This window comes from Paraburkholderia translucens, assembly GCF_020881035.1.
In the GTDB taxonomy this organism is placed as follows: domain Bacteria; phylum Pseudomonadota; class Gammaproteobacteria; order Burkholderiales; family Burkholderiaceae; genus Paraburkholderia; species Paraburkholderia translucens.
Genome location: NZ_JAJITC010000018.1, coordinates 53,817 through 67,950 on the forward strand (window position 1 = coordinate 53,817; position 14,134 = coordinate 67,950).

The window sequence follows — 14,134 nt, forward strand, 5'->3', positions numbered from 1 at the left end:
ACCTATTAAAAGACCTGCCCCGTCCCGATACCAAACGTGCGCGGACGAACCGGTTTGACGGGAACTGTATCGGCGACCACGTCAGTCTTCTCCACTGTTTCCGCTGACGGCGTTTCTGGAATTGCGTCTGGTCCTAACGGGCCTGTCGGCGTTTTGGCCGTTGGTGCGTTTGCGAGAAGGCTCAGCGTCCGCGCTGCATCGGAGGCCGCCCTGCGTGACCTGCTTGCTGCTGCGACCTTGGTCTGTACGTAGGCGTCAATCGGATTTTCAGCGGGCATATGGCCTGAGCCCCTGCTGCTTCTCGCCTTCAGAATTTCCCTACGCAACGTCAGGTTGTGCGGCATCACGCGCCACGCACCTTGTGCATCAAGGATCCCGATCTCGCTACCATCAGCGAGGAAAGCACGTACGCAGCGCAGATCGTCAGCATTGATGTAGACGCGAAGCAACTGGCCAATCAGCTGGGCGCTGCTGGCCAGGACCATGTTGGTATAGCGCACGCCGAACAGGTTAATGTGCGGGCGGACGCCGAGCGCAAGATAGCCGCGCACACGGCAGTGCCGCGCGGATTGCATCAGGCATAACGTACGTCGGCGCACTTCGGGCAACCAGGCCAGCAGTTGCCCTCTTCCTCGAACAAAGAATTCCATCGCTTCGAGCGGCGTCGCGCCATTCAGCCCGCCGTGAGGCGTGCCGTGATAGCTTGCAATCGAATAAGTGATCAACTCGTCCAGCTCATCAAGCGACACATACAGGCGGAGACTACGTTTCGGGTCGGCCAGCGCGCGGCGCAGGTCACGAGGATGGGAGCCCGTGTAGCCTGGGAGGCGTGAGGACAGCCTGCTGGCGATTGTGCCAAAGAAGCGCTCGATATACGGGCGCTCGTCCGGACTGTGCTTCGGTCCTGCACTGACGACGCAACCAACGAACTCGCATAGTGCAGCCAGCGTTTCGCCAGCGAGGTTCGCCTTCGCATTGTCGAGTCGGATGCACTCCCAGCTGACGTAAGCAAGTTCGGGCAGGCGCTGTGACGCGAAACCATCCTGCGGCCGGCAGGCTAGTCCGGGGATGGTGAAGGCGCGCGCGGGCCGGGGTTCGAGCGCGTTCTCGATCGTCTTGATCACATCGTAACGACTGTATTCGCGGGTCAGCGCCAGGTGATAGCCAAGCACGACGCGCGTGCATACGTCGATGATCACTAGCAGCCACACGCGCTCGATTTCAAACTCATGCTCGAACCCGAGCGGGTCGCGAACGACAACCTTCAGCCGCACATCGAGCCGGTGACCATCGAATTCGACTACCTGATACGGCCGCGTCGCCGCGGGAGCGGGTGCATCGTCGGTACGCGGTAGTCCCTTCAGCTGCGAGGCGCCGGCAGCACCCGCTATCATTCCGAAGCCGCGCAACAGTTCCGCCTTCACGCGCGAGGACAGCGACCGGACCGCGCGCCCCGCAGTGTTGAACGGATAATCGGCGGCCGTCAAGCCCAGTTGCCGGCACTCCTGCAGAAATCTTTCGTGCAAGGCCCGCAAACCGTGCAGCCGGATCCCGATGCCGTCCTCGGAAGGAATCTGCTTGAGTGTCACGCGGCGCTGTCTGAGCTGCAGGACGAGCCAAGCAGCGAGTCTCGGATACCGCTCGAATAGCAGCGAAAGCGCACCGACGGCACCGCCCCTTTCGCTATGCAAGGTGACCGGCAGCAGGCGAGTATATTCCGTCACGCGGGCATGAGCGACAAGCGCACGAAAGCCGTATATCCGCCCGTCGGCATGCAGCGAGAGTGCCCTGTCGAGAAACCGGTAAAGCTGTCTGCGGTTGATTCGCGTAGCGGTCTCGATACTGCCTACCGGTTCACCGCTCGCGTAACGCTCAATGGCGTCGATATGTCTCTGGACGCGACTGCGCTCTGGGGCGTCGAATTCAGTCCATGCGAGGGTCGGCCACGAGGCGAGATCGAGTGTCTGGAATTCAGGTCTGCGGCGGCTCATGATTTAGCCTGGACCGCAACAAAGCGCGTCAGAAACGACAGGCTTTCAGTGTGTAGCTCCAGCGACTGGATGCGACCGCACCGCAACAGTTCGAAGACAGCTGCGCGGATGAGCGCAGAGTCCCCAGTTGAGAACTCGCGCTCTATCGTCATCAGCGATTGAGGTGACACGACGAAGCGCTCGATCGCGCCGGGCAGCGAAGGCTTGACGAGGCCACGCGCGGCAACAAGTACGGGTAGCAAACGCTGCCAGTTTCCAGTCTACACGCGCGCAGCTGCCCTTTCGGCTGCATCAATGTGCCGCACGGCGAAGGCTTCCGGGTCGAAGTGAGGACGACTACGCGGGCGATCCGTCGCTGGTGTTATCTCCGATAGTACTACCAGGCATTCATGGTCATCAGACCTTACCCAGAAATCGACGACGCAGCGTCGCCCGTCGATTGTCATGAAGCCTGGCCGCTCACAGAATGTCTTTGCAGCAGGATCCGCTTCGAGCATCAGCCATGATTCGAAAGCGCTGCGCCTGTATAGCGTCAGACGTCGCCCCAGTTTCGGACTGAAGACGTCATAACGGTGCGCGCCGCGAGGACGCGGCAGCATGAGCGGCTCGAAGCTTCGCAAAACGTCGACCATGAGTACCACCTGCCTGAGGGTTTCATGGTCTAGGACGAACGTGAGTTGACGAATTTAATGCGCGCTGACGCGAAGTGGCAACTTTACTTCGCTGCGCAACGAAGTCACCGACCAGCTACGCAGCTATCCAGCGGCAAAGGCAGAGATTCCCGAGCTTATTCATGTGAAGCACGTTTTCGTCAAGGCGGCTGCACGCGTGAACAACCGTGCAGAGAATAGCCACCAACCGACCCGCAGGCGAGAACGGCAAATGTGTGGCTTTCGCGATGCGCGTCGCACGCAGGCGTTTCTCTCATGCTTCGGACCGATCCGGCAGCACTTCGCGTTGCCCAGACATCTGATGAACGCAGCATGCCATCGCGCAATGCTGCAGCAGCGGCTCGCCAAATGGTATGACTGGACAGTCGCCACCGCGGCATCGAACGCCATGTGATAAGGATAACTACGTTTTAATGGCGTTCGTTGTTTGCACTCGTCAACTTGACAACGCCAGCTCGAGACCGGCAGGTTCAGACCGCTGCGGCCGGAGCCGGGGACAGCGGCGCGGTGGCGGGGTCCGTCTCGATCTGCCGCAGGGTCGATCGATCCTAGCGCCATGTTCGGCGAGTTTGACGTCGTATAATCGCCACATACAGTCGCATCGACCTCGCGAAGAGAAAATCCGCCGTGAATAACCTGACGTCCCAACAGCCGCTTGCCGATGACGATTTCGCCCGTCTCGCCGCGTTTCTCGACTCCATCGGCGACGCAGCGATGAACATCGAAACGCTCGATGGCTATTTCGTCGCATTGATCTGCGGACCCGACATTGTATTACCCAGCGAGTATCTGCCGCAGATCTGGGGCGAAGATTTTTCGTTTGAAAGTGACGGACAGGCCACCGAAATCATCGAACTGCTCATGCGTCACTGGAACACGATCAGCACGGAACTGCAACAGACGCTGCATGAGCCGAACGTGTACCTGCCGGTATTGCTTGAGCGCGAGGATGGTGTTGCCTCAGCCAACGACTGGGCGCACGGCTTCATGCGCGGCGTACAGATGCGTCCTGCGAGCTGGGGTGAACTGATTCACGACGAGGACCGCGGCGGCCCGATGATCCCGATCATGATGCTGCATCATGAACACAATCCTGACCCGGAGATGCGGCCTCCACCGATCCCTGCGGAGAAGCGCGACGAGTTGCTGGAGACGATGATCGCCGGGCTGACTCACATCTACCGTTATTTCGAGCCGCACAGGCGGGCACTAGCCAGCATCCCGGCACGTGTGCCCCTGCGCCGTGAAGAACCGAAGGTCGGGCGCAACGAACCGTGCCCGTGCGATAGTGGCCGCAAGTACAAGCATTGCTGCATGGCCAGTTCACCCACGTTTCACTGATCAGACAGCAGAGCTACGGAGACACGCAATGTCACAGATCCCGGATGATGCAGATTTACCCCTGAACGCCAACGGGCCCGCCTACACGTCGATGCAGCATCGTGACGGCGTGCCGCTTTCCTATGTCGGCGAGAAACTTGGGCTCGCCATTGCGGATCTGCATCGCCATGCCCGGCACTGTCAGGGCGAACGTGATGATTTGCGCTGCACCATGTACCACCTTCTTGTGGCATACCTGGGACTGCATAACATGCTGGGCAAGGCGAACGACCGGACCCTGGTTGACCGGCTACTTGACGGTAGCAGCGAAAAGCTGGACACATGGTTGCGCCTGGTCGTGCGAGAGGGCGATGTGCACGGGCTCGCCGAACTGGGCAACTGACTCATACGGATTGTATGAATTCCACGAATTCAACCTTTGACGGCGAGCGTGTGCCGGTCGCCATGCGAGAGCGGTATCGCGAGATCACTGCGCTGACGGACGCCTTTTGCATACAACACCTGACCGACGAATACCGCGACCTTTGCCGGCGTCTCGTTGCCACCCTGTGCCGCAAGCGGCCATCGCCACTGGTGACCGGTCCGGCACGCTCCTGGGCCTGCGGTGTGACCTACGCGATCGGACGCATCAATTTCCTCTTCGACAAATCCCAGAAACCCCACATGCGCGCCGATGCGCTGTGCCAGCACTTCGAGTTGAGCACCCAGACCGGTTCGGCCCGCTCCGGAGCAATCCTCAACCTTTTGAAAATCGGCCAGCTCGACCCTCGCTGGTCACTTCCCAGTCAGCTCGCCAGAAATCCGCTCGCCTGGCTCATCGAGATTGACGGCCTCGTCGTTGACGCGCGTCGCATCCCGCGCTATTTGCAGGAAGAAGCCTTCCGCCTGGGCGTCATCCCATTCGTTCCAGACGAAGACCAGTAGCTCACGGCAAATTCCGGACTCCGCTTGTATGCCGCCTACGACGTAGCAATTCCTCGGGCTTGGTCGGGTTCGCCGCCCTCTGGGCGCTTCGTCAGCCCAGTAACTCAGGCTAAACGTGCTTTATTTTCCGTTTCCTGAAGCGCCCCCTTCTCGTGCCTCTGCAGCGAGTTGTCTTGGCAAGGACGTCGACGCCGCGATCGGTGAATTGAAGAAGCTGTTCGCCGACGAACCGCGCGTGCTGAGCGGAGCCACGCGCGCCGATCGTCACTGTGTCGGACCATCTGGACGATGGCGGTGCGACGCTGCCCATCGCGGCGTGGGTACGCACGCCGGACGCGTCGCGCACGAGCGGCGGCCTGAATGAGCATGCCCAGGCCGCGCTTGAACAGGCTGGCTGCCCGGTTGCCGCTTAGCTTGCCGCGTGGTCTTAACTGGGACATCTTCCGCGGTCCTGCAGGTATAGGGCGCGGGTGCATCTTGCAACGAAGGGTCGCGCTGCCCCGCGAAGGCCGCTGCAGCTAGACTCTACTCGTTCTGACTTTGGTTCGACGGCGAGGTACCGACTCAATTGGAGCGCGGATGAGCGAGGAAGAATCTCACCATTTCCGCGGCGGCGTCGGGGCCGGAGGAGTCGGTGTACGAACCGCGCTGACTGCCGCCGGCCCACGCGTGCCCCGCGCCGTGGATCGACCACGACTCCGCTTCGACGCCGTTGTCCGCGACGTGCCGCTGCTGCGTGTAGGCACGCCGGCCGCTGGCGGCGCCAGATTGCGCGCTGACTGTGGTGGTGCCGGCATTGAAGGGCGCGACGAGCTCCGCCGCATTCGACGGATGCACTGTCGCGTCAGCGTCGCCATGGAACACGATGAGCGGACGTTGCGGCGCGCCACGCGCGCGATTGCGTTGCGCCTTGCCGCCCTTCATCGCGCCGAGCGCTGAGGGCAAGTCCTTTGCGCAGCCGTAGGCGAGGCCCGAATGCACGCCGGCCGCAGCATAAAGATCTGGCGAAGTTTTCAGCATGATGTCCGCCATCGCGCCGCCCGCCGACAGCCCCGCCACATATACGCGTGCCGGATCCACACGATAGCGTCCCATCACCTCTCGCGTGATGCCGGTGATCAACGACGGCTCGCCCTGGTCGCGCACCTGGTCGGCAGGCCTGAACCAGTTCCAACATTTCGAATGATTGGCCGCTTGCGCCTGATTCGGATATACGACGATAAAGCCGTGACGCTCAGCCATTTCGTTCATGCGCGTGCCGGCGGCAAAGTCGTCGGCGCTCTGCGTGCAGCCGTGCAGCATGACAATCAGCGGCAACGGTTCGCTGTTGTAGACCGCCGGCACGTAGAGCTTGTACTGGCGTTGTCCGGCTGCGTTGGTGAACGTGTGCGTGCTGAAGGTGCCTGGCGTGTCGGCGTCGAAAGTCGGCGCGGCTGGCGCACGCGGAGCGGTGCGCGCCTGGGTTTGCGTTTGCGCCTGCGTCCAAGCTTGCGCCCATTCGCCGGCCTTCGACGGCGTGCGCGACGTTCGCGGATGGTCCGTGTACGCCTGGTTCGCGTTGCAACCCGAGAGTGCGCGCTGTACCGCTGCGGTCGCTTCCTGCGGGCCCTTCGTGCGCAACAGATCGAAGGCGTCTGTCATCGATTTCAGGAAATCTTCATTCATCTTCATGATGGCTGCATTTACCTTGTGGGGCGTGGTGAGCGAGTCGACCGATGAGTCACCGCTTCAGCCACGGCAGTGAGTCGAGGGTCGCGTCTAACTGATGCGGCCGGCAAGCGCCGCCTTGACCGCGGGCGATGCGTGAAAGGCGCCGAGCACTACCACCGATGCAACCGTGGCCGCCGCGAGTTCGGGCGGCACATCGGCTGCGATGCTGGCGAGCCCGAGCACATGAATGTCAAGTTGTTCGTGAGCGGCCTGAGCGGCTTCGAGATCCTGCCGCGAGAAGTGCTGCACGCCGAGTACCATGGCGCGCCGGGTCACCGTCTCCGTGACGACCTGTGCATGTAGCGCGAGCTGGTTGCGGATCGCAGTGCGGATCAGGTCGGTGCGGTTCGAATAAAAGCCTTCTTCGACCAGTAGATCGATCTGGCCAAGGTCAATCGGGCCCAGGTTGATGGTGATTTTCTCGGTCTCGCCGCCTTTGGGGCGCGAACTGCCGACGAGGTTGAGTTTAGGCATTGGCCCTCCAGTAGCCATCTCATAGCCATCCGATGAACATCCATGCAGATGGTTATACGCCTCTGGATACGGCGCGGTCAATGGAGAAAAACAGGGTTCGTACAGAGGCGAGTGCGGGGTCCCGGCTCAGCGGCATCGCCTGGCGGCCTCTCTGACGCTGATCCCTCTTTATGGGTGCGATGTCGATCTTCGAAAGAACAAGCCCGGCGATTCCCCATTTCAAGACTTTTCATACCGCGGAGTTCTGTTGACGCACCGCCGCGGCCGGATAAAGGCACTGCCTTGTTGGTCAAGGCTCCGCCGAATTGCTCGGCGGTCATCTTCATCCTGGTGGGTACGGCTATCACGTCGTTCAGCCCTTTCTGGGCCTATGCCTACTCCAGGCGATGTACGAGCTTGCGCGCCCCAATCGCGACGTCCAGGATCCAAGCTGCTTGTGCGTATCGCATGAGGCGTACTCGGCCACTATGCGACATTGGGATTTGCTCAAACAAATGGCGGAAGCCCGGCGCGGACCTGACACGAAATAACTTCCGAAGGCTTCGCTTTATCACGGTCACCGCTTCCCTGCCGTCGTCATCAGCTGCGCGGTTCGATGGCCTTCCGGTTCAGCCTGAGCCTGCGCGACATCGAGGAGTTGTTGCTTGAGCGTGGTGTCGTGGTCACGTACGAAACGATCCGTTGCTGGTGCGCCAAGTTCGGCGCTGGATTCGCTCAGTGCGCCAAGGCAGTGCGGCGCAAGCCTGGCAGCACCTGGCATCTAGACGAGATGTTCGTGACGCTGCGCGGTGAGCCGCATCTGTTGTGGCGTGCGGTCGACGAGCATGGCGCCGAACTCGACGTGCTGGTGCAAAAGCGTCGCGACAAGGCCGCGGCAAAGCGCTTCTTTCGGCGGTTGCTGCATTCAAATCCGGTGCCGCGCAAAATCGTTACCGACCAACTGCGCAGTTATTCGGCGGCGAAGGCTGATATTCGTGAGCTCGCTCCGGTAAAGCACGTTTTCGTTAAAGCGGCCGCACGCGTAAACAACCGCGCCGAGAACGGCCACCAGCCAACCCGTAGGCGAGAACGCCAGATGTGTGGCTTTCGCGATGCGCGCCGCACACAGGCTTTTCTTTCATGCTTCGGCCCGATCCGTCAGCACTTCGCGCTTCCAAGGCATCGCATGAACGCTGCACGTCATCGCGCCATACTAAAAGAACGCCTTGGCACTTGGCATGGTTGGGCCGTCTCTGCCTCAATTGAGACAGTTATCTGATAAGGATAACTACACGTATGCCGCGCAGTTGGCCTACAGCCGCCAACTTGACAACGCCCATGAAACCAGTTCTTGCCGGCGTCGATGCCGATCACTTGCGAATTGGCGGGGTTCATGACGGTGACCTCACATACGGGTTTCGGGGCTTCAGTATCCGCCCGATGAAAAGTGGGTGGACCATCCCAGTAAATCCGAATCTAGAAAGGGCACCCCAAGTCAGCAGCACCGCTCAGATCGCTCGCGGTAACCGGCATTCGAAGCGCGCAACGAAGTCGGCCGTGTCGTCCACAACGTCGATCAACATCGCCATCTGGACGGCAAGATCGCGGCACAACTGCCATTCGGCATGCCGGATCGCAGCATCGACGCCGGGCCGTCGCGCTCCTGCATGCCCGCCGCCTGGGGCCTCAATTGTCAGCACCACTTCGAAAAGGCCACCCGTGTGTGCAGCGCAGCGCAGCGTGAAGGTGATGTCCGCCGCGCCGACGCAGGCCACGAGGCAGGCAAGCAGGCGCCGATAGCGTGCTGCATCGATCCACACCGCCTGCGACGCGCGTCCATTCGTGCCGAACGTCAGGCTTCGTCCATTGCGCACCGCCTCTTCCCGCAGGGGCGCGAGCGTCGCCGCGGTCAACGCCTTCAGGTCGTGTCGCTCGGGCAAGACGTCGAGCATTGCGGCCCCCTCAATGAGCCGGCGCAGGTCGCCTAGCTGGTCGCACAACCCCCGCCGCTGCATCTCCAAAGACACCGGCGCATCGAGCACCAGCGTCCGCGGACGGTTACCTTCAATTGCGTTGTCCGGCGAAGAATCGAGCCCCTCAAGCACCGCCCCCATCACGTCTACCAGCTCCCGCAACAGCCGGCTCTTCGCCCGGCTCGCGGCGATCGCCCGCGCGTGGGCGTCGCGCAACTGCGCGAAGCTTCGCTCGTGACCGCTCAGGTCATACAGGCCACACAGCATCATCACAACGTTGCCGTGCATATCTCTAATCGGCGCGCCCCATTCGATCCCGCGCGTCTCCCCGCCATCGATCTCGGTTACAACTTCCTTCGTATAGGCGATACCGCGGGCCACCGCGTCAAAAAACAGCGTCCGCATTTCGCGTCCGTCCTTGCCTCGCCGAAGGAACCACGCGCCCGGCGCGTCCGGGTCGGTGCCGATCAGTGCATCGCCCGCCGTACCATGCCGAAGGCGCAGGTAATTGTTTAAATAAATGACGCGCCCGTCCAGGTCCCGCATGGTGGCGGGACCGGGAAACGCATCGAGCAGTGCGCGGGCAACCTTCTCCACGGCCCCGGTGGCGTCCGGCGCGAGGCCGGCCTCGCGTTCGGATTCCGGTTCGGGCTCGCCGCGCGTGATCCCTTTCAGCCGGGCGATTTCCAGCAGATCGACGACCGAGGCTGCATTGAGTTTGCGAAGCAGCCGCTGCTTGTAGGTACTGATCGTACGATCGCTCAATGCCATGGCCTTCGCGATCTCGCTCACGCGCTGGCCGCTTGCCAGATGCTGCAGCACCGCTAGTTCCCGCGGGGACAGGTCGCGCAGCGGGTCAGTCTCGCCCGGCCCGGTACTACCGCGCACCGAGTCCGTGGACGCCTGAACCGGGAAATGCATGCGATTGTGAGCGAGAGAATCGAGTGCCCGGAAAAGTTCGTCAAGGCTCGCCGTCTTGCTGATGAAGCCCGACGCGCCAGCCTTCATGCACATCGCAACGATATGCGGGCCGTCCTGCTCGGAAAGGACCAGCGTACAGACATTCTGCCGCCGCCGGCGCAACCGCTGGATCACCTCGATGCCGTTGAGCCGCGCGAGCCGGACGTCGACGATCAGCACATCGGGTTTGAGCCGAAGCACTTCACGCACAGTCCGCAGACCGTCCCCGGCCTCGCCTGCTACTTCGTGCCCGGCCGTTTCGAGCACGATGCGCAGGGCCTCCCGGGCCATTGACTGAGATTCGGCAATGAATAGTCGAACCATGTTTGGAACCCTCGTCCACCACGAGTCCGCCGGAGCAGCCTGTACCGCCCACGGGTCGGTGGCTACCCGAATTGTAGTGCACCCCTTACAGCGAACTCATGCACTCCCTACAGGTATTTTGATCCTCTGACCATACATACACGAGGGACCCGATCGCCCGCGTCGGGCCGTTACCGGTCATCAAACCTCTGGAGCCACGTCATGAACATGTCCCTTCGTACTCGCCGCTCGCGCCGCAAGACCGCTCAGCGTCCCGTCGCGTCCGTGTCATTCTCGTCGAGGCCCAGAGTCCGCGCCATCGTCTTGGCGGTGAGCCTCGCGCTCGCCGCTGGCAGCGTTGCCCCGCCCGTGTTCGCCGCCGACTTGCCGACCGGCGGTGCGGTCGTGTCCGGTTCCGCGAACATCAACAGCGCAGGCGCGAACATGCAGATCGACACGCAGGGTCCGCGCACCGCGATCAACTGGCAGAGCTTCGACATTGGCGCCGGGAACAGTGTCGCGATCGCGCAGCCGGACGCCGCGTCCACGACGCTCAATCGCGTGATCGGCCCAAACAACCCTTCCCAGATCTTCGGTTCGCTCACGTCGAACGGACGCGTCGTACTGCTTAATCCATCCGGCATATGGTTCGCACCCGGCTCGCACATTTCGACGAGCTCGCTGCTTGCGGGTGCCGGTCGCATCAGCGACCGCCAGGCCGAAGAGTTCGCGTCGACCGGCAAGCTCGACGTGACGTTGCTCGGCAATGTACGCAACAACGGCGTGATTAGCGTACAGGAGAACGGCACGGCGGCACTGCTGGGCGCGCAGGTCGAAAACCACGGCATCATCCAGGCTCGCAACGGCCTCGCCGTGCTTGCAACGGGTCCCGAGGCCACGCTCGACTTCGTCGGCGACGGGCTCATCAGCATCGCTGCCGGCAACGGAGGCAACAATCCTGCTGACATCGCGGGCGATGTCAGCGGCGGCGTGCACAACACTGGCATGATCGACGTCGGCGGCGGCGTCGTCGCGATGAGCGCGACGCGTGCAGCCAGCCATCTCGACTCGGTCGTCAGCGTCGGCGGCAAGGTGATTGCCGACTCGGTGACTTCGCACGGCGGTGTCATCACGCTCGGCAACGCCGAGCAGACGACGGTGAGCGGCACCCTGTCGGCCAACGGCACCGAAGGCGGGACGATCCGCGTGCTCGGCGAAAACGTCGCGCTGACGGACACCGCGAAGTTGAGCGCGGAGGGCCAGTCGGGCAGCGGCGGACAGATTCGTGTCGGCGGCAGCTTCCAGGGCCTCGGGCCGGAACCGGGCTCGCTCACCACGCGGGTCGACCACGGCGCGCAGTTGCGCGCGGACGGCGCGCACGCCGGCGGCACGGTAGTGGTGTGGTCGAACGGCCATACGGTGTTCGCAGGACAGGCCAGCGCGGTCGGCGGCACCTATGGCGGCATTGTCGAAACGTCGGGCAAGGTGCTCGCGGTCACGAACGGTGCGCGCGTCGACACCTCCGGCGGCGCAGCGTCGGGCACCTGGCTGCTGGACCCGCAGACGATACGCATCGTCGCGGACAACGTCGATCCGGGGTTCGACCTGTCGGTGTTCACCGATCCGGCCGAACTCGCGAAGCTCGCGGACAGTCTCGACGTCAGCGCGAGCGCCATCGTCGCTGCGCTCAAGACCGGCGACGTGCTGATTCTCGCGAACGAGCAGATCACCGTCGATGCCGCGATCATCGCACCCGATGTCGGCAACAACGGCACCCGGCCGAACACGCTTGCGCTCGTGGCGACCGGCGACGTCGGCAAGTATGACGAAACGATGGCGTACAAGGATACCGGCGATGCCTACGCCGACGCGAAGCGTAACGCTAGCGGCCAGGTGGTGATCCGCGCGCCGATCCTGCTGAAGGACGGCAACCTGTACATCTCCGCCACCGGTGACGTGCTGCTCGTGGATAACGCGGCCGCGCATCCCGAAGCGGATCCGAACATGAATCGCGCAATCGTCGACGTCGGCAAGGGCACGATCTGGATCGACACGACGATGAGCGGCTCGGTGATCCAGGACGCCAACACCGCGCTGATCGGCGAGAACGTCGCGGTGCGCGGCGCAAGCGTGCTGTTGAACAGCCCGCTCAACTATGCGGGGATGCTCGCAGGCGAGGCACTCAACGGCGTTTTCCAGTACGCTCAATCGAACGCGTCTGGCACCGTGAATGTGGGTACGGTGCACGCGCCGTACGGCAGCGGCGAAAGCATGCAAGGTGTTCGGGCGCGCCAGCTTGCCTACTCGGGGTACTACGACTTCTCGGCTGCCGGCAACACAAGCAACGGCAACTACTATCGCTTTACGCTCGACAACCAAGGGAATCTGTTCGACGTGATGGTATTCGAGGCGCTTCCATACCAGGACATCAACGGCAACACGGTATCTGGCTATGAAGACCAGGACAGCTCCGACTATGTCGTCACTGACCTGAAGTTCACAGACGTCAATCACAACAGCTGGGCCGTCACGCCTGACTCCAGCTCGCCGAACTATGCGAAGTCGGCGCCTGACGGATTCGAGATCGACGCCTACAACGGGACGCCGGTCGTCACGAAGAAGCCTATCGGCTGGGACGCGAACAACCAGATCGTGTACTCCAATGAAGACGACGGCTGGGGTGTGAGCGCGTTCGGCACGCCTGGCGCGGCCAACGCCGGCGAGATCCAGCACGATGCGGTGAACGACGTCTCGCAACAGCTGGTCGTCTCGCTGGGTACGAAAACGGACACGGTCGACGTTGGGATCGGCTATCTGTACAACGAGGCCGCGTGGGTGTCGGGCAGCACCGGTCCCCTGTATGAGGCGGGTCGGGTGCACCTGTTCAATTCGGAGCAGGCGGAAAACGGTGTGCAGCTCAACGCGTACACCGCTACACTCGACTACAAGATCGACGATGTCACGCGCGTAGTCGGCGAGCCGAACCCGGACTTCGCGTACGCGCAACAGCCTGCCGCCGGCAACTCGCTGACGGTACAGGAGGTGGACCGTTTCGTGGACCAGCAACTCGGCCAAGACCGTTTCGAAACGAAGGTCAGCTACGACCCCGCTCCGGGGCCGGATGCACCCGCGGGCACGTACGAGAACCAGATCACCGGCACGCTCGAAACCGGCGAGTTCCAGAGCAACCGTTATGTCAACGAGTTGCTGCCCGGCACCCTCACGATCACCGACGTGATGGCACCGGAGCCGGAACCGCACGTGGGGCCGCTCGTGCCGCCGACCGACGTCGTGCTGACGCCCGAGCCGGCGCCAACGCCCGAGCCGGTGCCCGAGCCTCCGTCTGTGCACGAGCACGAGCCCGTGCCCGATCTGCCCCCGGTGCATGAGCTTGAACCCGCACCCGAGGTGATCGAGCATGAGATCGAAGCCTTGATGCAGGGGGCCGACGTTCCGGGCAGCCCCGAGGTGGCGCGGCCCGACACGGAGCTGTGCGAAGCGCTCGAATCGCCGTCGTCGGCACTGGCGACCCACACGGCAACGCCTGCGGTGGCACGCACGCGCTACGCCCAGCTCGTCTGCAAGCCGCGTTCGTACGAGCCGCTGTCCGTGACCAACGACGGCACAGCGAGCCCGGCCGAATGGGCGAACCAGCTCGTCGGCGGTCAGCAGTATCTGACCAGCGACGGGTACCGCACCGTCATTCCGCGTGAAGTGCGCCCGGAAACCGTGGGCAAGCGCTCGCAGGAAGCATGGATCCCCGCGGCCCCGGCGGACACCAGTCCCGGCGGTGACGCCGGATAACCTT

At 62.8% G+C, this 14,134-nt stretch carries 10 protein-coding genes and 2 pseudogenes; 7 read left to right on the forward strand and 5 right to left on the reverse strand.

The annotated features are described in order from the left end of the window. Positions 1-5: 5 nt before the first annotated feature. Positions 6-1,991 carry a transposase gene (locus tag LJ655_RS26025; RefSeq protein ID WP_230564051.1) on the reverse strand — a complete coding sequence of 662 codons (1,986 nt, stop codon included), beginning with the start codon at positions 1,989-1,991 and terminating at the stop codon, positions 6-8. A 260-nt stretch (positions 1,992-2,251) separates the two neighbouring features. Further along, positions 2,252-2,623: a hypothetical protein gene (locus tag LJ655_RS30280; RefSeq protein WP_329959735.1), complete on the reverse strand. Its 372-nt coding sequence runs from the start codon at positions 2,621-2,623 to the stop codon at positions 2,252-2,254. A 94-nt stretch (positions 2,624-2,717) separates the two neighbouring features. Between LJ655_RS30280 and LJ655_RS26035 the strand changes: the two are divergent. The 5 genes and pseudogenes from LJ655_RS26035 to LJ655_RS26055 all read left to right on the forward strand — a co-directional run. Further along, positions 2,718-3,056 (forward strand): annotated as a pseudogene (locus LJ655_RS26035) (DDE-type integrase/transposase/recombinase); the annotation flags it as partial. 233 nt (positions 3,057-3,289) lie between these two features. Beyond that, positions 3,290-4,003, forward strand: a complete 714-nt coding sequence (locus tag LJ655_RS26040; RefSeq protein WP_230564052.1) for a YecA/YgfB family protein — start codon at positions 3,290-3,292, stop codon at positions 4,001-4,003. A 28-nt stretch (positions 4,004-4,031) separates the two neighbouring features. Beyond that, on the forward strand, positions 4,032-4,385 hold the full coding sequence (locus tag LJ655_RS26045) for a hypothetical protein (protein WP_230564053.1): 354 nt from the start codon (positions 4,032-4,034) through the stop codon (positions 4,383-4,385). Between the two features lie 14 nt (positions 4,386-4,399). Continuing rightward, positions 4,400-4,927, forward strand: a complete 528-nt coding sequence (locus LJ655_RS26050; RefSeq protein ID WP_230564054.1) for a DUF6398 domain-containing protein — start codon at positions 4,400-4,402, stop codon at positions 4,925-4,927. Positions 4,928-5,196: 269 nt separating this feature from the next. After that, a complete protein-coding gene (locus LJ655_RS26055; RefSeq protein ID WP_230564055.1) occupies positions 5,197-5,340 on the forward strand; it encodes a hypothetical protein in 144 nt (47 codons plus the stop codon). 151 nt (positions 5,341-5,491) lie between these two features. On the opposite strand, the gene LJ655_RS26060 is transcribed toward LJ655_RS26055, so the two are convergent. Beyond that, complete coding sequence (locus LJ655_RS26060; protein WP_230564056.1) at positions 5,492-6,598, reverse strand: extracellular catalytic domain type 1 short-chain-length polyhydroxyalkanoate depolymerase; 1,107 nt, start codon at positions 6,596-6,598, stop codon at positions 5,492-5,494. A gap of 87 nt (positions 6,599-6,685) precedes the next feature. Beyond that, the gene (locus tag LJ655_RS26065) at positions 6,686-7,111 is read right to left on the reverse strand and encodes a CopG family transcriptional regulator (protein ID WP_230564057.1); all 426 of its coding nucleotides are present in this window, start codon (positions 7,109-7,111) and stop codon (positions 6,686-6,688) included. 578 nt (positions 7,112-7,689) lie between these two features. Between LJ655_RS26065 and LJ655_RS26070 the strand changes: the two are divergent. Continuing rightward, positions 7,690-8,369, forward strand: a pseudogene (locus tag LJ655_RS26070) (IS6 family transposase). 229 nt (positions 8,370-8,598) lie between these two features. Here the strand turns inward: LJ655_RS26070 and LJ655_RS26075 are convergent. Then, positions 8,599-10,347 (reverse strand): response regulator transcription factor, encoded by a 1,749-nt coding sequence (locus LJ655_RS26075; protein WP_230564058.1) that lies wholly within the window; start codon positions 10,345-10,347, stop codon positions 8,599-8,601. A gap of 201 nt (positions 10,348-10,548) precedes the next feature. On the opposite strand from LJ655_RS26075, the gene LJ655_RS26080 reads away from it, so the two are divergent. Next, entirely contained in the window at positions 10,549-14,130 is a 3,582-nt protein-coding gene (locus LJ655_RS26080) for a two-partner secretion domain-containing protein (RefSeq protein ID WP_230564059.1), read from the forward strand. Positions 14,131-14,134: the final 4 nt, after the last annotated feature.